We start from the raw sequence: 22,110 nt of genomic DNA on the forward strand, positions 1-22,110 counted from the left end.
ATGAGCACCTGGCTGACGCACATCCGACGGCTCATCGCCGTGGCCGGCTGCCTGATGCTGACGGCCACGCTGGCCGTCCCGGTCGCGGCCGTTCCCGCGGCTGTCGACGGCCTCGCCGCCGGCGAACGCTACCTGCGCACGTACCTGGAGCAAACCAGGGCACCCGGCCTGGCGTACGCGGTCATCCGTGGCGACGAGGTCCTCCAGCGCGGCGCCTGGGGCGTCGACGGTGACGGCCGACCGATCACCACGCAGACCCCGTTCCTGCTCGGGTCAACAAGCAAGTCGTTCACCGCACTGGCGGTGTCGCAACTGGTCGAGGCCGGCCGGGTCGACCTCGACACCACCGCGTCCACGTACCTCCCGTGGCTGCGGCTGGGCGGCGCGGACACCGCCCGGACGGTCACCGTCCGCCAACTGCTCACCCACACCAGCGGCCTGCCGCAGGTGTGGAGCACCGACCTGACCGACCGCTACGACAACCGCCCCGGCGCCCTGGCCCGATCCGTACGGGACCTGGCCAGCATTCAGCCCACCGCCCCCGTCGGACAGACCTATCAGTACAGCGACGCCAACTTCATGATCCTCGGCGCGCTCGTCGAGAACGTCACCGGCGACACCTTCGGCGGCTACCTACGTCGTCACGTGCTGGACCCACTACAGATGACGCACTCCGCGGCCACTGCCGACGAAGCCCGCGCCGTCGGCATCCCGGTCGGGCACCGGTACTACTTCGGCCGGCCGCAGCGCTTCTCGGCACCGTTCGACACCGCCGGAGTGCCCTACGGTTTCCTCGCCGCCAGTCTCGACGACCTGTCCCACTACGCCATCGCGCAGCTCAGCGGCGGCCGCTACGGCGGCGCGCGGATCCTCGAAGCGCAGAGTGTGCGACAGCTGCAGACCGGCACCGTGGCCACCGGTCACGGCACCTACGGGTTCGGTTGGAGGAACAGCACCCTGGACGGCGTCGGCACCCGCATCGTCTGGCACGCCGGCGCCACCCCGGACTTCTTCACCCACATCGTGCTGGCACCCGACTCGAACCTCGCCGTGATCATCATGACCAACGTCTACGCCCCGCACATGGACCCGCTGCTCAGCGCCGGGGCGTTCAACCTCGCTCGCATCCTGCACGGCGGCACACCCGCGACCGCCACCGAAGACCCGACGCATGCCTGGGCGCTGTTCGGCCTCTTCGGGGTCGCCGCGGTGCTGCTCACCCTCCTGGCCTGCTCCTGGGTCCGCGTCCTCCGCAGGCGGCGGCACGGTTCCACCCAGTCGGTCCCTTCCCGCGGCCGAACGATCGTCGCCACCATCGCCTGGGTCGGTGCCTGCGCCGCGGTCGCGGCCGGCGTCGCCTGGCAGGTGCCGGCCCTCTGGAACGGCACCGGGCTGGCCAAACTCCAGTTGTGGGCACCAGACGTCGGTCACGCCATTCGCGTCGTGGTCGTCCTGGCGGCCGCACTCGCGCTGACCCGGCTGGGCCTGGGCGTGCACGCCATCGTCACCGCCGGCCTATCAGGTGCTGATAGGTCTCGGTCCGTAGCGACACAAAGCCCTCACTCTGGGGCTTAGGGCTCCCCTGATCGCCTACACCGCTGCGCAGGGTTGAGACGTAGTGGTTGGGCGGGAAGGTCTCGTACTCCGGGACGCCGTAACGCCGCAGCTCTCATGGTGGAGTCGAACGACGTCACTCCTGCGCTCCTCAGCCGGGTCGGGGTTTCGGTCGATGCGCTGCGCTTACCCGAGATGCTCACCGATGTCTCGGCGTGTTGACACGCGTTCATCCGGCACTACATTTAACGTGTTGGTTAAGTGATGTGGGAGGTTCTGGTGCCTGGCAGCGATCAACTCAGCGCGGTGTTCTCGGCGCTCGCCGACCCGACCCGCCGGGCGATTCTCGCCGAGCTGGCCGACCGCGACGCCACGGTCACCGAGCTCACCGCTCCGCTGCCGATCTCGATGCCGGCGGTGTCGCGCCACCTCAAGGCGCTCGAACGCGCCGGGCTCATCTCACGCACCCGGTCGGGGAAGTTGCGGATGAGTCGCATCGAGGCCGCCCCGCTGCGCGAAGCGGCCGAGTGGATCGAGCGCTACCGGCGGTTCTGGGACACGTCCCTCACCCGCCTCGACGCCCACCTCGCGGCCGTCCAGGCCGCCGGTCGCCCAACGGACGGCTCGGCGATTCCCGACAGCGAATCCCCGGGCAAGGCTCACGACAAGGAGAATTGATGGACAGCGACAAACCGCAAATCGTCATCTCACGCGTAGTGGACGCGCCACGCGAGCTGGTCTACCGAGCTTTCACCGATCCGGACCGCCTGGCGGCATGGTGGGGGCCGATCGGCAACTCACTGCCCCGCGAGGAGATGGAGTTCGACGTCCGCCCTGGCGGCCACCAGCGGTGGACCGAGGTCTTCCCGACCCAACCCGGCCTTCGAGTCGAGGTCCACATCGACCTCACCGACGTCGTGGACGGTGAACTGCTCGACGGCGTCGCGCACGTCACCGGGCAGCTGCCGGAGGGCATTGAGCCGCACGAGACAAGGATGCGGGTCGAGTTCTACGACGAGGTCGATGGACGGACGCGCCTCGAGATCCGTCAGTGGCTGCCGGGGCGGGTGGTTGGCCCCGCCGACCAGGGTTGGAACGAGGCCTTCTCCAAACTGGACGCCACACTGCGGAACCACCACCCCGTCGCAGTCGACGTCGAGGTGTAACGCCATGGCCAAGCTGATCTACGTGACCAACGTGTCCCTCGACGGTTACATCGAGGACGAACACGGCAGGTTCGACTGGACCCCACCCGACGACGAGTACCTCGCGTTCATCACCGACCTGGTCCGGCCCGTGGGTACCTACCTCTACGGCCGGCGCCTGTACGAGTCGATGTCGCTCTGGGAAACCGACCCCACCCTGGCCGAGCAGTCGAAGCTCACTGCCGACTTCGCCGACGTCTGGCAGACAGCGGACAAAATCGTCTACTCCACCACGCTGGACGCGACCTCGACCGCCAGGACCCGGCTCGATAGGAGCTTCGACCCCGCCTCGGTACGCGCCATGAAAGCCTCGGCCACCAGTGACCTCACCATCGGGGGCGCACACCTCGCGGCGCAGGCATTCCAGGCTGGACTGATCGACGAGTGTCACCTGCTGATCCATCCCATCCTCACCGGCGGGGGTAAGCCCGGGCTGCCCAGCGGCACCCGCATCGGCCTGGAGCTACTGAGCAGTCGCCGATTCAGTAGCGGTGTGGCGTCCCTGCACTACCGCATTCGTACCTGAGACGGACGTCGGCGTCACCGACCCGGACGTGTGTCGGTGACGCCGACGGGGCTTCGCCCAGCTCGCTCTGTGCGAGCTTTCGCGTCCGTCAGTCTCCATACCAGTGCAGCGTCAGACCAGGCTCGTTACGCCACCGCGCCAGCAACGCCATCAGCGCTGCCACCAGCCCACGCTCCACGTCGTTACCCGCCACCGCCCTCAGACGGTCGACGTCGGCATCGAGCTGCGACAGATCCTCACGAACGAGTACGCCGTCTGACCACGGGTTCAGCTGACCCATGATTGGAAGTCGGTTGCCGCCGGCCGCATTCAGCAACGGCAGCAGCACCTCCACCGACACGTCGAGCAGCAAACCGCGCTCCCGCGCCGTGGCCCAATCTTCGGCATCGGCGCGATAGCGCTCCCGCCGCTGCGCCCGGGTAGCCCGACGCAGGCTCTTCGAACGCGGCAGCGGAGCACGCAACACCAACAGCAGACCCACCCGGGCGACGCTACGGCAGCTCTGGTGTGGACAGCGCGGCCGGCTACCGGCCAGAGCGCGCGGCCACTCGTCGAGCGGACGCGCCCGCGTGTCAGGCATCAGTCGGCGACGCTGCGTGACGTGGGTACGGTGACACCGTGCTCTCGACCGTGAAGGGTTTGTCCCGGTACCACACCGAGGAGTCGCTGCGCGCCCACCTGCTGGAGCGCTCACACCGCACCGAGAACGGCTGCCTGGTTATCGAAGGTTACGGGCGGCGACGCGGGGTGCACCAGAAGGTCGCCGGTCGCGCGTGGGCGCACATCGCCGCGTACGTTGTCCTCGTCGGCGGGTACGACCCGGCCTTAGACGTCGACCAGACCTGCGGCGCCGCCGACTGTATCGAGCCGACCCATCTGCGCCAGGTCAGCCGGACCGATGCCTGCCGCAACCGAACCCAGGCGGCACAGTGCCGCAACGGCCACGACCGTGAACTCGACCCGACCACCGGCCGGTACCGTCGGGTCTGTCGGACGTGCAACCGGGAGGCTCAGCGCCGCTGGCGTGAACGCGAGGCCGCCGAGGTAGCCCAGGCCCGCGCGGCGTACGGCCGCTCGTAGTGATTGCTCTGGGTTGACCAGTTTCCCCGCGACCGCCCGCCGGGTGCGTGACGAGAGCCTCAGCCCTCGACGGCGCCGGACGCATCTACGGGACTGCCTCTACCACTTCGCGCCGTACGGCTTCCACGCCACCTGGCATCACCTGGCGACCCGTCAGCGCATCCCCGGTGACATTGATGTCGATCCCCCGTCGCTGGTCCGGGCCCTCGGTGAACTCGAGGTTGCCCGCGCTCTGGTGCTGGCAAGGGCTGTCGCGTTCGCGGCCCAGCCGCGCTTGCAGAAGCAGGAGGGCAGACGAATTCCCGCAACGCCGCATCCGTGGGACTCGTGGGGGTGCCACGACATCGCCTACTGCCCCGATCCGCAGAAGCATCCCACCGAGCAGCTCTCCATCGTGGTGAAACGGGTCCTCGATGCGTACGACGCGGGGGTCGACCCGGCCGGACGTTGCCTGGCCTGCGGCGACGAGGACCGCCGCCCACTGCGGGCCTGCCGCAACTGCGGCGTCCTACCCGGCGGGCGTGGCAACCCGGTCTGAAGCATCAGGAGCAGGGGCGGTTGCCGCGGTGGCAGGGCGCCCACAACCCGGTGACCAGCAAGTGCTTCGGCTCGCTTAGCTGACCACCACACCATTCTCATTCGTTACGCAGCATAACTGTCATTATGATGCATGAGCGCTACGTACCTTTTGTTCCAGGTAATTAGCGGATTATCGTTAATACCAATCTATTAATCGGCTCAGCCGGGCCTCGCTCCTCCCGGCGGCAGCCGGGCTCACGAACAACGGTGGCTTTGCGTCCCGTGCGCGCTGAGGATGTGGCCATGGATGACCACAGCGCGAACGCGGTCGGCGAGCAGGAGGAAGCGCTACCCGGGGGCAACATGGGGGGCGCAACACGTGTCGGTGCCACCGTTCGGCGCGGTGCCGGGGCTTGGAGCCCGACGATTCAACGCCTGCTACGACATCTGCGTGAGCACGGCGTCACCTGGGCTCCGCAGCCACTCGGAACCGATGAGCACGGACGCGACAGCGTCTCGTACCTGCCGGGCATCGTGCCGCAGCACCCGTTGCCGGACTGGATCTGGAGCGACGCCGTCCTCACCGATGCCGGTGTCTACCTCGGACAACTTCACCAGGCCAGCGCCAGCTTCGACGCCGTCGGTGGAGTGTGGCAGTTCCCGGTGCGGCAGCCAGCTGAGGTCATCTGTCACAACGACTTCGCGCCGTACAACATTGGTCTTCACCGACCGGCGGCTCACCGGAGTCATCGACTGGGACACGGCCTCGCCCGGTCCCCGGTCGTGGGACCTGGCCTACCTTGCCTACCGGCTGGTGCCGCTGGCCCATCCCGACAACGGCGACGCAATCGGCAGTGACCTGGGCGAACGGGCACGTCGGCTGCGCGTGCTCTGCGATGCCTACGGCTCGGAGCAAGACCCTGCTCACGTCCTCCAGGTCGCAGTCCATCGACTACACGACCTCGCCGTCTTCACCGAGGCCCGGGCTGATCAGGGACAGGAGAACATTCGCGGTCACGTCGGGCTCTACCGACGCGACGCGAGGTGGATCACCGCGCACGCCGATCAGTTGGGCCGGGATGTCGCCTAGGCCACCACTGCCCCCATTGGTCCTGCACGGCGTGCGTTGCCCCTCCATCGTCGAGGTACGGCGGCGGGCGGCGAAGTGCGACTGGGTTTAGGTGTTGGCGGGGGTTACTTCGCGGACGGGTTGGAAAAGTTCGATGAGGTTGCCGGCGGGGTCGGCGATCAGGATCTGACGGCCGCCGGGCCCGGAGACCAGTTCGCTGCGGAACGCCAGGCCGGCGTCGCGGAGCCGGTCGATCTCGGTGTCCAGGTCGTCGACGATGAGGTGGATGCGGTTGCGGCCGGGGCTGGTGGCGTCGTTCGGTGTGGCGCGGGCACCGGAGCTGGCGGGTCCGGACAGCAGTAGTCGTAGCGGGCCGCGGACCACGTCGGCGAAGGCGGGGGCCGCGCTGGTCTTGAGGTGAAAACCGAGGTGGGCGGTGTAGAAGTCGACGGCGGCGTGAACATCGTCGACGAGGTAGCGGACGCTGACGTATTGCTCGGGTGTGCTCACGGTTTGGTCTCCTGGGGATCGGTGGCGAGGACGGGCAGCAGATGCCGCACGCGGGTGTCGATGTCGGCAGCAACCTGCAGGAAGGCGGGGTAGTCGCCCCGGGTGCCGGCTACGGCCGGATCGGGGATGCTCCAGTGCAGCTGACCGGCCGGGTTACCGAAGTCGGGGCAGACTTCTCGGGCCTTGTCGCACAGGGTGATCACGTAGTCGAAGCGGCGGCCGGCGAGTGTGTCGAGGTGCCGAGGGTGCCGGTTCGCGACGTCGACGTCGAAGTGGTCACGCAGAGCCCGCACGGCATGGGGGTGTAGTTGCGCTCGGGGGCGGGTTCCTGCGCTGGTCACCTGTACGTCGCTGGCGGTGCGGCGTCGGAGCTGGGCTTCGGCGATGGGGGAACGTGCGCTGTTGCCCGTGCACACGAACAGCACGGTCCGCGGCGGGTGGACCGGCGGGGCCGGTGGAGTGCTGCCCAACTGCAGGGCGGGGTGCAGAGCGGCGCCGGTGCCTGCCAGCGCGTGGGTGCAGTTGTCGAGGTCGAGGTGGTAGTAGCTGTCGCGACCGTCGAAACTGCTGCGGGTAGCGGTGACCAGGCCGCCGTCGCGCAGCAGCCGTAGGTGGTAGGAGACAAGATTCTGCGGCTGGGCCACGAGGCTTACCAGTTCGCGGACCCGCAGGTCACTGCGGGCGAGTGCGGTCAGCAGTTGCCAGCGCAGCGGGTGTGCGGCCAGCCGGACGAACGGCGGCGCAGTGTGGCTCGGCGGCGCAGTGTGACTCGGTGGCACCATGACCACGAAGATACATCAAACCGGCTTGATCGGTTTGGGGCGAGCGGGATTGTGGCCACGGTCGAGTTCATCGACGCCCGAGTCGACCTCCGCCCGGCGCGGCTGCTCGGAGTGGGCTGGCTGGTGGCCGCCGTCGATGGGACGCGCTCCGCATGCGGATCACGGTGGTGTTGACCGATCCGGTGGTCAAGATCTTGGGTCGGCTCCGGGCCCGGGCAACAGATCGATGTCCGTAGCCCGCATGGGCTGTTCGCACTCCGAGCACCGTAGTTCCACGTGACTGATCTTGCCGCAGGCGTGGTGGCGGTAGAGCACCGGCGGGCCGGTCTCGCCCGCCGTCCACCGGTCACCCCACCGCACCATGACAAGCAGCAGATCACATAGCTCCTGCCCCTTGTCGGTGAGCAGGTATTCGTGCCGGACCGGTCGGGCGGAATACTCACGCCGGGCCAGGACGCCCTGTTCGACCAGCCAGTTCAGCCGCTCGGCGAGCACCTTGCGGGACATGCCGAGTCCGCGCTGGAGTTGTTCGAAGCGGTGCGTGCCGCCGTAGACGTCCCGCAAGATCAGCGGAGACCACGGCTCACCGATGACGTCGAGGGTGCGGGCGATCGAGCATGCCATGGCGCCGAACTGCGTTCGCTGCATGACGCCACGATACGCAAGATGGTTCCTTCAAGGAACTGACTCTGTTAGCGTCACACCAGCCCGTCTCTTTAAGGAACGGAGTTGTCTATGCCCCCTCCACACGCGTCTGGAAGCCGAAAGAGGCCCGCATGAACCATCCGCCGATCGTCCCGACCGGGGACTGGCAAGACGCAGTGAACACCGTGCGCGTCCACGAAAAGGCACTCACCCGCCAGCTCGACGCAGTGGCCGCGGCGCGTCGCCGGCTGCCGATGACGCCGGTCGAGCAGGACTACGTGTTCGACGGCCCGTCCGGGCCTGCCAGTCTGAGCGACTTGTTCCAAGGCCGCCGCCAGCTCATCGTGTACACCTTCATGTGGCACGGCGTCGACGCTGTGTGCTCCGGCTGCTCGATGTTCACCGACAACGTCGGACACCTGGCCCACCTCAACGCCCGCGACGTCACCCTGGCGTTGACGTCCCATGGCCCACTGGACGACCTGCTGGCGCTGCGGAGGCGAATGGGTTGGACCCTGCCCTGGTACTCGTCGCTGAACAACAGCTTCAACGCCGACATGGGAACCGGCGACGGATTCGCGCTGAACGTCTTCCTCCGCGCGGACGACCGGATCTTCCGCACCTACACCACCACCGCCCGGGGCGTGGAACGGCTCGGCAGTAACTGGACCTTCCTCGACCTGACGCCATACGGCCGACAGGAGACCTGGGAGGACTCGCCGGAAGGCTGGCCGCAGACCCAGCCCTACCAGTGGTGGCGGCTGCACGACGAGTACGACACGACAAAGGATCCGTCGTGACAGTCGACGCGCCGGTCGCTGAGCTCCTCTTCCGCCAGGAAGACGCAACACCCTTCAACACCGATGTGGCGACACTCAAGCCCTGGCGCCAGGCGTTGGCCTGTCTGGAGTCGGCGCACAAGTGTTGGCTGTCCACTGTGGGGCAGGACGGCCGTCCACATGCCGCGCCGGTGATGGTGGTGCTCGTGGATGGGGTGCCGCGCTTTGCGAGCCGCCCGAGCTCCCGCAAGAGCCGAAACCTGGCCCGCAACCCCCGTGCTGTCATCACAGTGAGCAGCGAGGACCTCGACCTGGTGGTGAGCGGTGACGCTCACCAGGTGTCGGGCGGCACCGCGCTGCGCCGGGTGGCCGCCGCCTTCGCAACGAAGTACGGCTGGACGTTCGCCATCAGGGACGGACGAGTCCATGACGAGAGTCTGCCGGGATCGCCCGAGTATGCCTTCTACGAGGTCTCCCCCGTCCGGGCTTTCGGCTACGGCCCGGACGGGTTGACCGCGACCCGTTGGCGGTTCAACCGCACCTGAGTGACCGGGCTCGGGGCGACGCCCCGAGCCCGTCCGCCGCTGGTTGGTCTGGGCCGCACTCCTCAACCTCGATGTCGAGGCCGCTGGCCTGAGATCAGTGGGCGGGCTTGCCGAACCAGCGGGCGAGGTGGTAGTCCAGGTCCTGCTGGTCGTCGCCGATCCACGCCACGTGGCCGTCGGGGCGGAGCAGGAGGCATGGAACCTCCAGTGCCGCAGTCGACTCCGCGAGGTGATCGACCCGGTCTGACCAGCCGCCAACGGTGAGGCGTTCGGTGCGGTCCAGCAGCACACCGCGGCCGCGGTGCAGCAGACCGTAGAGGTGGCCCTGTTTGATGTCCATGTCGGGCAGACGGCGACCGAGCAGGTCGGGGCCGGCGCCGAAGTCGTAGCGGATACCGATCGCGGTGATCTTCTCCAGCAGGTGGAGGTTCACCTCGTCGAAGTCCATCAACTCGGTGAACAACCTGCGCACCGCCTGTGCGCCCGGTTCGGTGGACAGCAGCTCCGTCTGGGCTCGGGTGTTGTCCAGCACCGCCTCGGCGACCGGACGGCGTTCGGCCTGGTAGGTGTCCAGCAGTGCCTCCGGCGCCCAGCCGCGGATCCGCGCGGCCAGTTTCCAGCCGAGGTTGAATGCGTCCTGGACGCCCAGGTTGAGGCCCTGCCCGCCGATGGGCGGATGGATGTGCGCCGCGTCGCCGGCCAGCAGCACCCGCCCGACCCGATACCTGTCGGCCAGCCGGGTGGCATCGCCGAAGCGGGACAACCAGCGCGGGGAGTGCACGCCGAAGTCGGTCCCGGCGATGGCGCGCAACTGGTGTGTGAAGTCGTCGAGGGTGGGCGGTTCGGCGCGGTCGCTGACCCCGGCGGCGGGGACCAGGACGCTGTAGACCCCAACGCCTGCCGGTCGGAGCCAGAACCGCTGATGGGTCTCGCGGATCTCGGCGACCTTGGCGGCGATCTCCTCCTGCGGAACGCCCACTTCCATCTCGCCCATCAGGCACTCGGTCCGTGCCGGCTCACCGGGAAAGCCGACGCCGAGCAGTTTGCGCACCGTGCTGCGCCCGCCGTCGCAGCCGACGAGGTAGCGCGAGCGCAGCTGTTCCCCGTCGGCCAGCTCGACTGTCACACCCTCGTCGTCCTGCTCGAAACCGGCGACCGCCCGACCGCGCCGGACCTGCGCGCCCAGTTCGATGGCGCGCTCTTCGAGCAGACGTTCGATGACCGGCTGCGGGATACCCAACAGATAGGCGTACCGGGAATCCAGGCCCGTGGGCGCGGGCTTGGGGATGGCGGCGAAGAAGGCGCTGGCCGGACGCTTCCGCCCGTGCGGGAGGATGCGGTCCAGCAGCCCGCGCATCGCCATCAGCTCGAGACTGCGGATGTGCAGGCCGACGATGCGGACGGCCGACGCCGGCTCGGTTTCCTGCTCCACGATGAGGACCCGTACGTCGTGCAGCCGCAGTTCGGCGGCGAGCATCGCGCCGGTCGGCCCGCATCCGGCAATGATCACGTCGTACGTGCGGGGCGTGCCATCGGTCGACGGCGGGTCGGCGGTGAATTGCTGAGGGTGCATAGGTGTTGCCTTTCGGGAGTGCCGTGTTGGCAGGGCGCTCCCGGCGACACCTACGTCAATCGCCCGACCGTGACGGCAAGGGGGAGCACCCACATCGCTACAACGTTCATGGGTCTCACCTCCTCGGGCGGTGTCGCGGTCAACTGCAAGCTATATCCCCAGTGTGATCCCGTCGAGTTGTTTCCTCGCCAGGTGATCACGGCGTCGGGTGGTTCAGCGACCGGTGGAGCCACTCGGCCATCAGCGCGCGTTCGGCGTCGGTGAGCCCCGGGAGGTCGGGCAGCACCGTCGCGAAGGTCACGGCGACCGCGTTCGCGGTGGTGTCGGGTGTTACCGGAGTTGTCGCCAGGATGCTGGTGAGCACGGCATCGAGCATGGCCTCACTCAGGTCGAGGTCGCGCTGGTCGGCGGGCATTCCCAGCAGCGTGAGGATGGTTCCGTTTCCCGCAGAGTGGATCATCATTAGCGCGCGCTCCTCGTCGACCCGGAGGAGGCCGGCTGCGGCGAGTCGTCGGACGCGGCGACGTAGCACGTCGAGGCCGGCGATCGTGGCCGGCGAGGGCGCACCGCTCCCCCGGGTGGCGATCAGCGCGTACAGCTCGGGGTTTGTCAGGCCGAACTCCACGTGCGCGCGCCATCCGGCGCGCAGGTCCGCGACGGGGTCGCCCGTCGCGCCGTCCGCTGTGGCCGATTTGCCGCTGACGTAGGTGGTCATGACGTGCTCGGCGACGGCGTCGATGAGGCCGTCCTTGTCGCCGAACAGGCGATAGATGGTCGGTGCCTGCACGCCAGCGGCCTGGGCGACGGCGCGCGTCGTCACCGCGTTCGCCCCCTTCTCGCGCAGCAGTTGGGTCGCTGCCGCGACGATGCCCGCGCGGACGTCGTCGCGGGTGTCCTGCGTCGTCACCATGAACCGATGCTAACAGCGCCTTGTTAACGACGAAATATCAGTGCTAACGTCAGCGGCGTAACGCCGATAACAAGGGAGTGTTCAGCATGATCGTCGTCACCGGTGCCACTGGAAACCTCGGGTCCCAGATCGTCGACCGGCTGCTCGACCGGCTACCGTCCGACGCCGTGGGCGTGAGCGTGCGCGACGTCGACAGGGCCGCCGGCCACGCCGAGCGGGGTGTGCGGGTGCGGGCCGCGGACTTCACCGATCCGGCCACGCTGGGGCACGCCTTCGAGGGTGCCGACAAGGTCCTCATCGTCTCCGCCGCCATCCGCGGCCCCGGCGCGATCGTCGCGAATCGCGCCGCCATCGACGCCGCCCACGCCGCGGGAGCCAACCGAATCCTCTACACCAGCCACCAGGCCGCCTCCCGGGATTCACTCTTCGCCGCCCAGCCCGCGCATGCCGCCACCGAGGAGCACCTGGCTGGACTGGGGGTTCCCTTCACCGCCCTGCGCAACGGGTTCTACGCGAGCACGCTCAGCTTCTCCATCGGCGCGGCGCTGGAGACCGGGCAACTCGTGGCGCCGGCGGACGGCCCGGTGTCCTGGACCGCGCACGCCGACCTGGCCGAGGCCGCAGCCGTCGCCCTCACCGAGGACGGCGTACTCGACGGGGTCACGGCACCGCTGACCGCCTCGGAGATGCTCGACCTGGAAGCGGTGGCCGCCATCCTCAGTGAGATCACGGGCCGCGCGGTGGAACGGGTCGTCGCGGAGGACGACCAGTGGCGGGCGACCGCCATCGAGCGAGGCATGCCGGCGGCGGCGGCCGACTTCACTCTCGGCATGTACCGCGCGGCGCGAGGAAAGGAGTTCGCCGTGACCGATCCGACGCTGGAGACAGTCATCGGCCACCGCCCGACATCCGTCCGCTCGGTGCTCGAGGCCATCGTCGCCCAGCGCTGACGCGCTCGCGAGCCGATCAACGCAGCATCGTCCGGGTCATCCGACGGGTCGCGACGTGCATCGCGATCGAGCCGAACGCGAGGAGGTAGACCACCGGGATCAGCAGGTCCCAGCCGAGGCGTCCCAACGCGGGTTCCCTGACCAGCTCGATTCTGTGGTAGAGCGGCAGTACCTGGATCAGGGGCCGCACCGCCTCCGGGTAGACCGACAGGGGATAGAACGTCGTCGCGAACAGGTACATCGGCAGCATGAAGAGCTAGATCCACTGGAAGTCGGGGAAATCGCGCAGGTACGTCGTGACGAGCAGGCCGCCGGCCGCGAACGCGTACGAGATCAACAGCGAGGCAGGATCGCCTCGTAGATTTTCTCGACCCGCATCCGGACCATGGCGGCCTAGGCAAATTCGACAGTGGAGTGCAAGATCTGAACAGAGCTATCTAGTTTTTCAGACCCCATCCGGATTTGACCCTCGACCGGGTTGAGGCCCGACCATCGGCGACATGACCGACCACGCGACCGCCGACCCGACCATGACCCGCATCATCGAGGCCGTGCAGCTCGGCCAGAGCGGCGCACCTGCCCGAGCCCGTGAGCTGCTCACCGCGTTGTGGGACGAACTCGGGCCCACCGGTGACGCCCTGCACCGCTGCACCCTGGCGCACTACCTCGCCGACCTGCAGGACACCACCGAGGCGGAGCTGGCCTGGGACGAACGTGCTCTGGCCGCCGTGTCCGATCTGACCGACGAACGCGTCCGGCGGTATCTGTCCTCGCTCCAGGTCCAGGCGTTCCTGCCGTCGCTGTACCTCAACCTGGCCGACTGCCACCGGCGCCTGGGTAACGTCGGCCCGGCCCGGGAACACCTCGCCCGCGCCCGCGAACACCTGGTACGGCTACCGGATGACCCGTACGGCGAGAGCATCCGCGCCGCGGTCCGGGACTTCGTCGAGGACGATCCGACCGACCGCCGGCGGTAGTGGTTGGTCGGGCGGGTCACCGACCCTGGCGAGCGACGCCCGTGCGGTATTCCTGTGGCGAACGTCCGTAGTGGGCACGGAAGAGGCGGCTGAAGTGGGCCTTGTCCGGGAAACCCCAACGGGCGGCGATGACCTGGATCGGCTGCCGCAGCAGCGGGTTGCCGAGATCACGCCGGCACTGCTCCAGGCGCTTGGCCCGGATGAGTTCGGCAACCGTCGTCGACTCCGTCTCGAACAGGCGGTGCAGCGACCGCGGCGAGATGTGGTGGGCGGCGGCGACGCTGCGAGGGCTCAGCTCGTCACTGTCGAGGTGGCGGTCGATGAAATCGACGACCCGGGCCCGCAACGCGGTCTGCCGCGCCTCCGGTGACACTGTGTCCTCGATGTCGAGGTACTGAGCGAGTGCGGCAGTGAGCAGGTCCACCGCCACCCCGCCCAGGATCTCGGCCTGGGCCGGCTCGAACTGCTCCGGGTGCGCCGCGATGGTGCGCAGGTGGTGGACCAACAGCCCGCCGACGCCGAGGTGCGACGGCAAAGGCGTGGCCAGCAGGCGGCGGAGCCGGTCCGGCGCCAGGGGCAGCGCCGCGTGCGGTATCTGCACGGTGATCGTGGTGGCGAGACCGGGGCCGTCCGCGCGGTGCCGGGCGACGTGCCGCCGCGCGGGGTCCAGGAGCGTGAAGTGCTTGCCGGGTTCCAGCGTGGACTCGGTGCGGTCCTGGATCAGGGTGCTGTGACCGGTCAGTGGCAGCGTGAGTTGATACACGTCCCCTTCGGCGCTGCGAACCAGTTTCGCGGGCCGGATCGCCTCCAGGGACGGGTAGCGCAGCGAGGTCATCCGAATGCGACCGAGATCGATGGCCTGGACGTAGGCGACGAAGTTGTCCAGGTGGCCGCTGCTGATGTGCGCCGGCGCCGTCTCCTGCGCGACCAGGGCATACCAGAACGCGAACCGGTCCGCCGGGGGCAACACCGTCGTGTCCACCACGAGGTTGGGCAACACTCGGCTCGCCTCCCCCCATATGCGAGGATGGATTCTTGCATGCCTCGACTTTCTTCACCCATGACGGGATTCCCACGCCCGGTGCTGCCCGGCGGGTTGGCGAGTGTCGGCGGTGACCGGCGCCGACCTGCGGGAGGCAGCCGACGTGATGACCCGGGTGCTGCTGCCGCACCGGGAACGCGACTGGTCGGTGCCGGCCGGCTCGCTGAGCTGGAGCTGCTGGACCACCGCGGCACACGTCGCGCACGACCTCCTCGCGTACGCGGGCCAGGTCACCGGCCGCCCGGATGACGGCTATCTGCCGTACGACCTGCGGGTCTCCCCCGACGCGAGCCCGACGCAGGTGCTCACAGTGGTGCGGGCCTGCGCCGGTCTGCTCGCCGCCGCCGTCGACGCGGCCCCGCCGGACGCGCGGGCCTGGCACTTCGGTCCGTGCGATCCGGCCGGTTTCGCCGCCATGGGCGTGGCCGAGAGCGTGCTGCACACCCACGACGTCACCCTCGGTCTCGGTGTGCCGTGGCAGCCGCCGCAGCGGCTGAGCGCGCTGGTGCTGCGCCGGCTGTTCCCGGACGCCCCGGCCGGGCCGGCACCCGAGGTGCTGCTCTGGATGACCGGCCGCGGTGAGCTGCCCGGCCGGGCCCGGCGCACCTCCTGGAGCTGGCGGGCCGCAGTCGACTGACTCGCACCAGCGTCGAGGGGTGGTGGCCGCCCGGTGGAGCGTCAGGGGTCGGGTTCGCACGGTCGGCGCCGGGAGGTGTCGACAGTGCTGCCCCGGCTACCCGGCGTGCAGCGAGTGCCGGTGGCCGTCGAGCGGAAACGGCGGCCGGGCCGGCAGCACCTCCTGGAACACGAAGCCGCACTTCTGCGCCACCCGGCAGGACGCGACGTTGTCCACCTGGTGCAGCAGGTCGAGACGCGCCACCTCGGGAAACCGGTCGAACGCCCAGCGGCTCAGCGCGAGGACCGCGCGAGGGGCGACGCCGCGGCCGCGCGCCCACGACGCCGTCCAGTAGCCGACCTCCGGGGCCGGGCGCTGCGACGTGACCCCCTTGAGCACCACGTTGCCCACCAGCCGCGCGCCGTCGGCCTGCTCTTCGAGGACCGCGAAGGTGTACCGCCGGCCGTCGGCCCAGTCACGCAGCGCGCCGTCCAGCCACCGTCGGGCCTCGGCCGCGGTGGTCACCGCAGCTCTGGTCCAGCGGCGCAGGACCGGATCCCGGTACGCCCGCACCAACTCATCCAGGTCGTCGGCGCACCACTGACGCAGGGCGACACCCGGCGTCGAGGGCGAGTCGGGTGACCGCGATTCGATAAGCATCGGCACAGTCTGCCGTGGCCGTGGCCCGGGGGTCAGCCCCGACGGCGCCACCGCCGCCACCAGCTACGGCGGGGCCGGCGCGCCGGCGGCGGGACGGCCGCCGCTTCGGTGACGGTCGAGGTGATCTCGGGCCGGGCCCGCTCGGCGCGCCAGCGGCGGATCACGTCCTCGGTGTTCACCGGGCGCACCGCTACCCGGGGGCCGTCGTCGGGGAAGCGCAGCCACGCCACGATCTGCGTGTTCAACTGCCCCACGAAGTCGCGGACGGACTGTTCGGTGGGCAGGTCACGGACCTCGTCGGGGACCTGCTCGATGCGTCGGCGCAGTTGCAGCGACGTGGGCAGGAGCAGGTCACTGGGGAGCGCCTCGCGTTCCAGGAAGCTCTTGATCCACCACGCCTCGTCGTACGGCGCCCCCCGACCGGGGATCGGCTTGCCCATGCCGGGCAGGTCGTCGAACTCGCCGCGCTGTACGGCATCCTGGATCTTCGCCTCCACTGACGCTTCCCACGCCTCGGTCACCGTGCGGCACCTCCCTGGCCACCGTAACGCGCCGCCTCCGGCCGGCGACACGCACTTGTCAGGGGTCAGCACGCCCGCGACGGTGAGCATTCCCGCCGACGGCGCCGCCGTCGCGCCGAACGCGAGTGGATCACCTCAGATCGCAGGCCACGGCCTGCCAGGTGGCCCTGGGTTGCGATGTTCCTCCCGATTACGGTCGGTGTGGGGACTACCGATCGGGGGAAGTGTCGTGGTGAGTACTGGTGCACTGCTGGGCATCGCGCTGGTGGCGTTGGGGCTGGTGCTCACGCCCGGCCCGAACATGGTCTACCTGGTGTCCCGCTCGGTGGCGCAGGGTCGCCGAGCCGGGCTGGTCTCGCTGCTCGGGGTGGCCGCCGGCTTCGGCGTCTACCTGGCGGCGGCGGTCGCCGGCCTGGCCACCGTCTTCGTCCTGGTGCCGACGCTGTACGCGGTGGTGAAGCTGGCCGGCGCCGGCTACCTGCTCTGGCTGGCCTGGCGGACGCTGCGTCCGGGTGGGCACTCGCCGTTCAGGCCCGCGCCGCTGCCGCCGGACCCGCCCCGGCGGCTGTTCACCATGGGCCTGGTCACCAACCTGCTGAACCCGAAGATCGCGATTCTCTACGTGTCGCTGCTACCGCAGTTCATCGACCCGACGCGGGGGCACCTGGCCACGCAGAGCCTGCTGCTCGGTCTGACCCAGATCGTCGTGGCACTGAGCGTGAACGCGCTGATCGTGCTCAGCGCCGGCTCGCTGGCCGGGTTCTTCGCCCGCCGGCCGGTGTGGTTGCGGGTGCAGCGGTGGGTGACCGGGACCGCGCTCGCGGCACTGGCCGTGCGCATCGCCGCCGACCGCTCGCGCGCGGCCGTCGCCACGCCCTGACCCGGGCGGTCAGCGCCCCCGGTGGCGGCCGAGCATCCCGGCGGCCAGCGGCGCGGCGTCCAGGTCACCGGCGGCGAGCCGGGCGGTGAGGGTACGGCGTACCAGCCGGTCGGCCAGCACGGGCGCGTGCCGGCCGACGGCCATCTCCAGCCGGCCGCGCGCGGTGGTCGCCACGTCCCGGGGCGCGCGTCGGGCGGTGGCGGTGCGCAGGATCGCCGCGACCACCCCTTCGACGGGCTCGGGGCGCGACACCCCCTGCAGGGACAGCCCGGCCTCGGCGGTGCTGTCGTGGATCGGTGAGGCGACCATGCTCGGGTAGACGACGCTGACCCCGACGTGGGAACCCACCTCGTGGCGCAGCGCGTCGGCGTAGGCGACCAGGGCCCGTTTGCTCACCCCGTACGCGGCGGCGAGCGGGAGGGGCAGCACCGCCATCCGGCTGGCCACGAAGATCACCCGTCCGCGTGCGGTGAGCAGCGGGGGCAGAGCGGCGGCGGTGGTGCGCCAGGCGGCGAGCAGGTTGACCTCCAGTTGCCGACGGACCACCTCGTCGGGCGGCAACTCGGCCGGCGCGGGACCACCCACCCCGGCGTTGTTGATCAGCAGGTCGAGCCCCCCGAGCCGGTCGACGGCGGCCCGCACCGCCGCCGGTACGGCGTCCGCATCGGTCAGGTCGCAGCCCAGCACCGGCACGTCGTCGTCGGGACGGGCGTGCAGGTCGAGCCCCACCACCCGGGCGCCGGCAGCGCTCAGCGCGGCGCCGAGATGGCGGCCGAAGGTCCCGCTCGCCCCGGTGACCAGCACCCGCCGACCGGCCAGGGAGCGGCCGCTCACCGGGGTACCCCCGTTGAGGGCGTCGTGCCGGAGCGGGCGCGGCGGGTCCCGGCGGTCAACTCCCGGGCCAGCTCGGCCAGGTAGACGTCGAAGTCCACCCGCATCGCCGGGCGGCGCTGACCCCAGCGGGCGGTCGCGGCCCGCAGTTCGGCCCGGCAGGCGGCGCGCTGTCGCTCCGGGTCCGGCAGCGCGTACCGGCCGGCGAGATGCGCCGCGATCAGCTTGGCCTGCGCCTCGACCAGCGGGAACGCGGAGCCGGTGGACTGCATCAGCCCGACGAAGCTCAGCCCGGGGGCCTCGGGGTGGAACACATGCCGGTACAACGGCAGGGTGTCGGCGCCTCCGGCGAGCAGCGCCGGGTCGAGGAACGCGACGTCCACCCGGTAACCGGTGCACCAGATGATCAGATCGACGCTGTCGCTGCGGCCGTCGGTGAACTCCACCCGGTCGCCGTCCAGGGCGGCGACGCCGGGTCGGGCCTCGACGTCACCGTGGGTCAGCCGCGACAGCAACCCGTCGGAGAGCGTCGGGTGGTCCTGCAGGAAGCCGTGCGTCGGTGCGGGCAGCCCGTAGCGGGTGGGGTTGCCGACGGTGGCGCTCAGCATCGTCTGGCTGATGCGTTGGCGCAGACGCCACGGCAGCCGGCGGGCCAACGCCCCGTTGAGGGTGTCCGAGGGGCGACCCAGCAGGTACTTCGGCACCACCCAGACGCCCCGGCGCAGCGACAGCAGGGTGCGGGTGGCGGCGTACGACGCGTCGACGGCGATGTCCATCGCGGAGTTGCCGCCGCCGACGACCAGGACCCGCCTGCCGGCCAACTGCTCCGGGCCCCGGTAGTCGTGGCTGTGGATCTGCTCGGCGGTGCACTCGCCGGGGTAGCCGGGGTCGGGCAGCCGGGGCACCCGGTTGTGCCCGTTGGCGACGACCACGGCGTCGACGGTGACCTCGACCGGCCCGCTCGGGCCACTGGCGGCCACCGTCCAGGTGCCGTCGGGGTGCCGGGTGACCCGCTCGACGGTGTGGCGCAGCCGGATGGTGTCGGTCAGCCCGAAGCGCTCGGCGTAGTCGGCGAGGTAACCGGCGACCCGACGGTGGTCGGGGTAGTCGGGCCAGTCGGTGGGCATCGGGTGGTCGGCGAACTGGGTGCGACCACGGCTGGTGTTGAGGTGCAGCGTGCGGTACGCGGGCGAGTCGGGTGCCCCGTACACCCAGAGGCCACCGACCTGCTCGGCGGCTTCGAAGCCCACAGTTGGCACGTCGGCGTCGCCCAGTGCCTTGACCGCGGCGAGCCCGGCGGCGCCGGCCCCGATCACCGCCACCCGAGGTGGTACGCCCATTGCCGCCCCCATTAATCCAACGTCCGATGGATAATCGTCGCGCGGCGGCGGCCCGTCAAGGGGTCGGTGATCCGTACAGCCCGTCGAGCAGGCGATGCACGAACGCCCGGAACTCGCGCCGCTCCCGAGCGCCGGGCGCACCCGCGGCCAGCGCCACCACGTGCCCGTGCGTCGCCCACACCAGACTGCGCACGGTGATGTGCGGGGTCGGCTCGGCGAGGGCGCCGGTCGCCGCGGCGGCGGTGAGCAGCTCCGCGACCAGCCGGTACAACGGGTCGGCGTAGCGCTGGTCGAGCTCGGCGTGCCGCTGCGGTTCCAACCAGCGGCGCAGCCACAGCGCGGTGGTCTCGGGGCGGTCCTCCAGGAAGTCGACGAAGACGTCGACCAGCTCGTGCAGGGCCCGTAGCGCCGCGTCCGGGCCGGCGTCGAGGGCGGCGCGGGCCTGCTCGGCGGCCTCGGTCAGCACGTCCCGTTCGGCGGCGAACACCCTGGCGAAGCACGCGTCGTAGAGCGCCGCCTTCGTACCCGTGTGGTGCGCGACGGTGGCGACGTCGACCCCGGCGGCGGCGGCGACCTCCCGCAGCCCGACGGCGTCGAAGCCGCGCTCGGCGAAGAGCGCTGTCGCCGCGGTGAGCACCACCTCGCGGGTCGGCCGGGTCTCGTCGCGGCGGGGCCGACCCGGGCGGCGGCGGGGCATGGTCATGGCCGCCATTCTGCCCCTAGAATCCAGCAACCGTTGGATTGCGGAGAGGATGCGGCGATGACCGGGCTGGACCGGCGGCCCGCGGCCGCCACCGACGCGACGCTGCCGCGCGGGCCCCTGGCGGGCTTCGCGGCCGGGTCGCTCGGCATGGGTGTCTGGGTGACGGTGCCCGGCCTGCTGCTGCTCTACTTCCTCACCGACGTGCTGGCCGTCGGGCCGTGGCTGGCCGGCCTGGCGCTGCTGCTGCCGAAGATCGCCGACGTGCTGCTGCACCCCTGGGTGGGGCACCGCGCCGACGTCGAGCAGACCCGACGTGGCGACCGTCGTCGCCTGCTGCTGCTCGGCTGCGCCCTGCCGGTCGCGTTCGCCGCGCTCTTCGCGGTGCCCGGCGGCCTGACCGGCGCGCCGGCGGCGGCGTGGGTGGCGGTGTTCTTCATCGCCGGCAACCTGCTCTTCGCCGCCTACCAGGTCCCCTACCTGTCCACCCCGGCCGATCTGCGCATCGGCTACCACGAACGCACCCGGCTGATGGCGTTCCGGATGGTGGTGCTGACCCTGGGCATCCTGGTCTCCGGGCTGCTGGCCCCGCTGCTCACCGGCGGCGACGCCGCGACGCGGGACGGCTACCAGCGGATGGGCGTGGTTCTGGCCGTGGGGATGCTGGTGGCCATGCTGGTCGGTGTCGCCGGCATCGCCCGGCTGCGCGGGTCCGCGCCGGCCAGCACCGCGTCGGGGCACGGCGGGTGGCGGGCGTTGCGCACGGCGCTGCGTGACAGGCAGTTCCGGTGGCTGGTCGCCGCGTACCTGGCGATGTCCACCACCACCCACCTGGTGCTCGCCGGGGTGCCCTACTACGCCGAGTACGAGCTGCGCGCCCCGGGCCTGACCACGGTGCTGGTGGCCGCGTTCGTGGCGCCGGCGCTGCTGGTCACCCCGGCCTGGCTGGTGGTGGCCCGACGCGTCGGCAAGCAGCGGGCGCTGCTCGGCGCGCAGGGCGCGTTCGCGATCGGCTCGGTGGTGTTGGCGGTGGGCCGACCGGCCGGCCTGCCGGTGCTGGTCGCCGCGGTGGCGGTGCTCGGGGTGGCGTTCGCCGGCATGCAGTTGCTGCCGTTCTCGATGCTGCCCGACGTGATCCGCGCCGCCGGCACCGCCGGCAGCACCGGGGCCGGCACCTACACCGGGGTGTGGACTGCCACCGAGGCCACCGGCGCGGCCCTGGGCCCGTACGCGTACGCGCTGTGCCTGACAGTGGGTGGTTTCGTGGCCTCGACGGCGGGTGAGTCGCCGGTGCAGCCGGACGCCGCGCTCGCGGCGGTCCGCTACGGCTTCGGGTTGCTGCCGGCGGTGGCGATGCTCGCGGCGCTGCTGCTGCAACGCCGCTACACCCTGGACGCGACGGCCCGGGCGGCGAGCTGATCGGCCGGCACTAGACTTCGCCCTCGATGGACGCCCAGCCCAGCACCACCGAGACCCGCCCGTGCGCCCACTGTGGAGCGCCCGTGCCGCAGCGCGTCGGCGCGGGTCGACCGTTTCGCTACTGCCGCGACAACGACGGCGCCTGCCAGCGCGCCTCCCGCAACAGCCGGATGCGGCACCGCAACGCCCCCGGTCTGCCCGGGCAGGTGGCCCGCACCTGGGAGGCGGTGGACCGACTCGACCAGATCGTCGAGACGTTGACCGAGTCCCTGCACGCCGAGTTGTCGCCGGTGGGTGTGCAGCGGCAGCTCGCGCAGGTCCGCGCGGAGGCCGCCACCGAGATCGCGGCGGCGCAGACCGAACGCGACGAGGCGCGCGACGACGCCGAGACCGCGGCGGGCGACGCGGCGCGCGCCCGCGAGCAGGCCCGCGAGGCCCGCGCCGAGGCCGACGACGCCAGCCAGCGCGCCGAGCTGG

27 protein-coding genes and 1 pseudogene are annotated in these 22,110 nt (G+C 70.6%); 15 read left to right on the forward strand and 13 right to left on the reverse strand.

Annotated features, from left to right (window positions below):
- From PSH03_RS10375 to PSH03_RS10390, 4 genes are all read left to right on the forward strand, one after another.
- On the forward strand, positions 1–1,575 hold the full coding sequence (locus PSH03_RS10375) for a serine hydrolase domain-containing protein (protein ID WP_238688962.1): 1,575 nt from the start codon (positions 1–3) through the stop codon (positions 1,573–1,575).
- 243 nt (positions 1,576–1,818) lie between these two features.
- The gene (locus PSH03_RS10380) at positions 1,819–2,232 is read left to right on the forward strand and encodes an ArsR/SmtB family transcription factor (RefSeq protein WP_238688963.1); all 414 of its coding nucleotides are present in this window, start codon (positions 1,819–1,821) and stop codon (positions 2,230–2,232) included.
- Positions 2,232–2,720, forward strand: a complete 489-nt coding sequence (locus PSH03_RS10385) for an SRPBCC domain-containing protein (RefSeq protein ID WP_238688964.1) — start codon at positions 2,232–2,234, stop codon at positions 2,718–2,720. Before PSH03_RS10380 ends, PSH03_RS10385 begins: the two co-directional genes overlap by 1 nt.
- Before the next feature lie 4 nt (positions 2,721–2,724).
- Positions 2,725–3,285: a dihydrofolate reductase family protein gene (locus tag PSH03_RS10390; protein WP_238688965.1), complete on the forward strand. Its 561-nt coding sequence runs from the start codon at positions 2,725–2,727 to the stop codon at positions 3,283–3,285.
- An 88-nt stretch (positions 3,286–3,373) separates the two neighbouring features.
- On the opposite strand, the gene PSH03_RS10395 is transcribed toward PSH03_RS10390, so the two are convergent.
- The gene (locus PSH03_RS10395; RefSeq protein WP_238688966.1) at positions 3,374–3,766 is read right to left on the reverse strand and encodes a hypothetical protein; all 393 of its coding nucleotides are present in this window, start codon (positions 3,764–3,766) and stop codon (positions 3,374–3,376) included.
- A 137-nt stretch (positions 3,767–3,903) separates the two neighbouring features.
- On the opposite strand from PSH03_RS10395, the gene PSH03_RS10400 reads away from it, so the two are divergent.
- From PSH03_RS10400 to PSH03_RS10410, 3 genes are all read left to right on the forward strand, one after another.
- Positions 3,904–4,365: an HNH endonuclease gene (locus PSH03_RS10400; RefSeq protein WP_238688967.1), complete on the forward strand. Its 462-nt coding sequence runs from the start codon at positions 3,904–3,906 to the stop codon at positions 4,363–4,365.
- Between the two features lie 43 nt (positions 4,366–4,408).
- Positions 4,409–4,903, forward strand: a complete 495-nt coding sequence (locus PSH03_RS10405; protein ID WP_238688968.1) for a hypothetical protein — start codon at positions 4,409–4,411, stop codon at positions 4,901–4,903.
- A gap of 696 nt (positions 4,904–5,599) precedes the next feature.
- Positions 5,600–5,974 (forward strand): phosphotransferase, encoded by a 375-nt coding sequence (locus tag PSH03_RS10410; protein WP_238688969.1) that lies wholly within the window; start codon positions 5,600–5,602, stop codon positions 5,972–5,974.
- 87 nt (positions 5,975–6,061) lie between these two features.
- Here PSH03_RS10410 and PSH03_RS10415 read toward each other — a convergent pair whose 3' ends face one another.
- The 3 genes from PSH03_RS10415 to PSH03_RS10425 form a co-directional block, all read right to left on the reverse strand.
- Complete coding sequence (locus tag PSH03_RS10415) at positions 6,062–6,463, reverse strand: VOC family protein (protein ID WP_238688970.1); 402 nt, start codon at positions 6,461–6,463, stop codon at positions 6,062–6,064.
- Positions 6,460–7,245, reverse strand: a complete 786-nt coding sequence (locus PSH03_RS10420; protein WP_238688971.1) for an arsenate reductase/protein-tyrosine-phosphatase family protein — start codon at positions 7,243–7,245, stop codon at positions 6,460–6,462. Before PSH03_RS10420 ends, PSH03_RS10415 begins: the two co-directional genes overlap by 4 nt.
- A 186-nt stretch (positions 7,246–7,431) precedes the next feature.
- The gene (locus PSH03_RS10425) at positions 7,432–7,893 is read right to left on the reverse strand and encodes a winged helix-turn-helix transcriptional regulator (protein WP_210785595.1); all 462 of its coding nucleotides are present in this window, start codon (positions 7,891–7,893) and stop codon (positions 7,432–7,434) included.
- 128 nt (positions 7,894–8,021) lie between these two features.
- Between PSH03_RS10425 and PSH03_RS10430 the strand changes: the two genes are divergently transcribed.
- Together PSH03_RS10430 and PSH03_RS10435 are read left to right on the forward strand one after the other, a co-directional pair.
- Entirely contained in the window at positions 8,022–8,690 is a 669-nt protein-coding gene (locus PSH03_RS10430) for a DUF899 domain-containing protein (RefSeq protein ID WP_210785594.1), read from the forward strand.
- The gene (locus tag PSH03_RS10435) at positions 8,687–9,214 is read left to right on the forward strand and encodes a pyridoxamine 5'-phosphate oxidase family protein (RefSeq protein WP_210785593.1); all 528 of its coding nucleotides are present in this window, start codon (positions 8,687–8,689) and stop codon (positions 9,212–9,214) included. The genes PSH03_RS10430 and PSH03_RS10435 overlap by 4 nt, the downstream gene beginning before the upstream one ends.
- 94 nt (positions 9,215–9,308) lie before the next feature.
- Here PSH03_RS10435 and rox read toward each other — a convergent pair whose 3' ends face one another.
- The gene (gene rox / locus PSH03_RS10440) at positions 9,309–10,787 is read right to left on the reverse strand and encodes a rifampin monooxygenase (RefSeq protein WP_238688972.1); all 1,479 of its coding nucleotides are present in this window, start codon (positions 10,785–10,787) and stop codon (positions 9,309–9,311) included.
- A gap of 196 nt (positions 10,788–10,983) precedes the next feature.
- Entirely contained in the window at positions 10,984–11,697 is a 714-nt protein-coding gene (locus PSH03_RS10445) for a TetR/AcrR family transcriptional regulator (protein WP_238688973.1), read from the reverse strand.
- A gap of 86 nt (positions 11,698–11,783) precedes the next feature.
- Between PSH03_RS10445 and PSH03_RS10450 the strand changes: the two genes are divergently transcribed.
- On the forward strand, positions 11,784–12,647 hold the full coding sequence (locus PSH03_RS10450) for an NmrA family NAD(P)-binding protein (protein WP_238688974.1): 864 nt from the start codon (positions 11,784–11,786) through the stop codon (positions 12,645–12,647).
- A gap of 16 nt (positions 12,648–12,663) precedes the next feature.
- Here the strand turns inward: PSH03_RS10450 and PSH03_RS10455 are convergent, their stop codons facing one another.
- Positions 12,664–12,897 (reverse strand): hypothetical protein, encoded by a 234-nt coding sequence (locus PSH03_RS10455; protein ID WP_238688975.1) that lies wholly within the window; start codon positions 12,895–12,897, stop codon positions 12,664–12,666.
- A gap of 250 nt (positions 12,898–13,147) precedes the next feature.
- Here PSH03_RS10455 and PSH03_RS10460 point away from each other — a divergent pair, with 250 nt between their 5' ends.
- Complete coding sequence (locus PSH03_RS10460; protein ID WP_238688976.1) at positions 13,148–13,624, forward strand: hypothetical protein; 477 nt, start codon at positions 13,148–13,150, stop codon at positions 13,622–13,624.
- A gap of 16 nt (positions 13,625–13,640) precedes the next feature.
- On the opposite strand, the gene PSH03_RS10465 is transcribed toward PSH03_RS10460, so the two are convergent.
- A complete protein-coding gene (locus PSH03_RS10465) occupies positions 13,641–14,624 on the reverse strand; it encodes an AraC-like ligand-binding domain-containing protein (RefSeq protein ID WP_238688977.1) in 984 nt (327 codons plus the stop codon).
- Positions 14,625–14,736: 112 nt separating this feature from the next.
- Here PSH03_RS10465 and PSH03_RS10470 point away from each other — a divergent pair, with 112 nt between their 5' ends.
- Complete coding sequence (locus PSH03_RS10470) at positions 14,737–15,303, forward strand: maleylpyruvate isomerase N-terminal domain-containing protein (RefSeq protein WP_238688999.1); 567 nt, start codon at positions 14,737–14,739, stop codon at positions 15,301–15,303.
- A gap of 96 nt (positions 15,304–15,399) precedes the next feature.
- Here the strand turns inward: PSH03_RS10470 and PSH03_RS10475 are convergent, their stop codons facing one another.
- Both PSH03_RS10475 and PSH03_RS10480 read right to left on the reverse strand, forming a co-directional pair.
- Positions 15,400–15,942, reverse strand: a complete 543-nt coding sequence (locus PSH03_RS10475) for a GNAT family N-acetyltransferase (RefSeq protein ID WP_238688978.1) — start codon at positions 15,940–15,942, stop codon at positions 15,400–15,402.
- Positions 15,943–15,974: 32 nt separating this feature from the next.
- Positions 15,975–16,463 carry a DnaJ family domain-containing protein gene (locus PSH03_RS10480; RefSeq protein WP_210785585.1) on the reverse strand — a complete coding sequence of 163 codons (489 nt, stop codon included), beginning with the start codon at positions 16,461–16,463 and terminating at the stop codon, positions 15,975–15,977.
- Positions 16,464–16,692: 229 nt separating this feature from the next.
- Between PSH03_RS10480 and PSH03_RS10485 the strand changes: the two genes are divergently transcribed.
- Complete coding sequence (locus tag PSH03_RS10485) at positions 16,693–17,343, forward strand: LysE family translocator (protein WP_091398236.1); 651 nt, start codon at positions 16,693–16,695, stop codon at positions 17,341–17,343.
- Between the two features lie 9 nt (positions 17,344–17,352).
- On the opposite strand, the gene PSH03_RS10490 is transcribed toward PSH03_RS10485, so the two are convergent.
- From PSH03_RS10490 to PSH03_RS10500, 3 genes are read right to left on the reverse strand one after another with little or no spacing between them, the layout of a single operon-like run.
- Positions 17,353–18,177 carry an SDR family NAD(P)-dependent oxidoreductase gene (locus PSH03_RS10490; protein ID WP_238688979.1) on the reverse strand — a complete coding sequence of 275 codons (825 nt, stop codon included), beginning with the start codon at positions 18,175–18,177 and terminating at the stop codon, positions 17,353–17,355.
- Positions 18,174–19,514 carry a flavin-containing monooxygenase gene (locus tag PSH03_RS10495; protein WP_238688980.1) on the reverse strand — a complete coding sequence of 447 codons (1,341 nt, stop codon included), beginning with the start codon at positions 19,512–19,514 and terminating at the stop codon, positions 18,174–18,176. Before PSH03_RS10495 ends, PSH03_RS10490 begins: the two co-directional genes overlap by 4 nt.
- Before the next feature lie 55 nt (positions 19,515–19,569).
- A complete protein-coding gene (locus tag PSH03_RS10500; protein WP_238688981.1) occupies positions 19,570–20,217 on the reverse strand; it encodes a TetR/AcrR family transcriptional regulator in 648 nt (215 codons plus the stop codon).
- 57 nt (positions 20,218–20,274) lie between these two features.
- On the opposite strand from PSH03_RS10500, the gene PSH03_RS10505 reads away from it, so the two are divergent.
- Both PSH03_RS10505 and PSH03_RS10510 read left to right on the forward strand, forming a co-directional pair.
- A complete protein-coding gene (locus PSH03_RS10505) occupies positions 20,275–21,633 on the forward strand; it encodes an MFS transporter (RefSeq protein WP_238688982.1) in 1,359 nt (452 codons plus the stop codon).
- Between the two features lie 26 nt (positions 21,634–21,659).
- A pseudogene (locus tag PSH03_RS10510) lies at positions 21,660–22,110 on the forward strand (hypothetical protein); the annotation flags it as partial.

Origin of the sequence: Micromonospora salmantinae, from assembly GCF_022230905.1 — a bacterium.
Classification (GTDB): domain Bacteria; phylum Actinomycetota; class Actinomycetes; order Mycobacteriales; family Micromonosporaceae; genus Micromonospora; species Micromonospora salmantinae.

What these genes read in the sequence shown, in the direction of transcription:
- PSH03_RS10375 (WP_238688962.1), top strand. Translation starts at nt 1, where the DNA reads ATGAGCACCTGGCTGACGCACATCCGACGGCTCATCGCCGTGGCCGGC.
- PSH03_RS10380 (WP_238688963.1), top strand. Translation starts at nt 1,819, where the DNA reads ATGTGGGAGGTTCTGGTGCCTGGCAGCGATCAACTCAGCGCGGTGTTC.
- PSH03_RS10385 (WP_238688964.1), top strand. Translation starts at nt 2,232, where the DNA reads ATGGACAGCGACAAACCGCAAATCGTCATCTCACGCGTAGTGGACGCG.
- PSH03_RS10390 (WP_238688965.1), top strand. Translation starts at nt 2,725, where the DNA reads ATGGCCAAGCTGATCTACGTGACCAACGTGTCCCTCGACGGTTACATC.
- PSH03_RS10420 (WP_238688971.1), bottom strand. Translation starts at nt 7,245, where the DNA reads ATGGTGCCACCGAGTCACACTGCGCCGCCGAGCCACACTGCGCCGCCG.
- PSH03_RS10425 (WP_210785595.1), bottom strand. Translation starts at nt 7,893, where the DNA reads ATGCAGCGAACGCAGTTCGGCGCCATGGCATGCTCGATCGCCCGCACC.
- PSH03_RS10430 (WP_210785594.1), top strand. Translation starts at nt 8,022, where the DNA reads ATGAACCATCCGCCGATCGTCCCGACCGGGGACTGGCAAGACGCAGTG.
- rox (WP_238688972.1), bottom strand. Translation starts at nt 10,787, where the DNA reads ATGCACCCTCAGCAATTCACCGCCGACCCGCCGTCGACCGATGGCACG.
- PSH03_RS10445 (WP_238688973.1), bottom strand. Translation starts at nt 11,697, where the DNA reads ATGGTGACGACGCAGGACACCCGCGACGACGTCCGCGCGGGCATCGTC.
- PSH03_RS10450 (WP_238688974.1), top strand. Translation starts at nt 11,784, where the DNA reads ATGATCGTCGTCACCGGTGCCACTGGAAACCTCGGGTCCCAGATCGTC.
- PSH03_RS10455 (WP_238688975.1), bottom strand. Translation starts at nt 12,897, where the DNA reads ATGCTGCCGATGTACCTGTTCGCGACGACGTTCTATCCCCTGTCGGTC.
- PSH03_RS10460 (WP_238688976.1), top strand. Translation starts at nt 13,148, where the DNA reads ATGACCGACCACGCGACCGCCGACCCGACCATGACCCGCATCATCGAG.
- PSH03_RS10475 (WP_238688978.1), bottom strand. Translation starts at nt 15,942, where the DNA reads ATGCTTATCGAATCGCGGTCACCCGACTCGCCCTCGACGCCGGGTGTC.
- PSH03_RS10495 (WP_238688980.1), bottom strand. Translation starts at nt 19,514, where the DNA reads ATGGGCGTACCACCTCGGGTGGCGGTGATCGGGGCCGGCGCCGCCGGG.
- PSH03_RS10500 (WP_238688981.1), bottom strand. Translation starts at nt 20,217, where the DNA reads ATGACCATGCCCCGCCGCCGCCCGGGTCGGCCCCGCCGCGACGAGACC.
- PSH03_RS10505 (WP_238688982.1), top strand. Translation starts at nt 20,275, where the DNA reads ATGACCGGGCTGGACCGGCGGCCCGCGGCCGCCACCGACGCGACGCTG.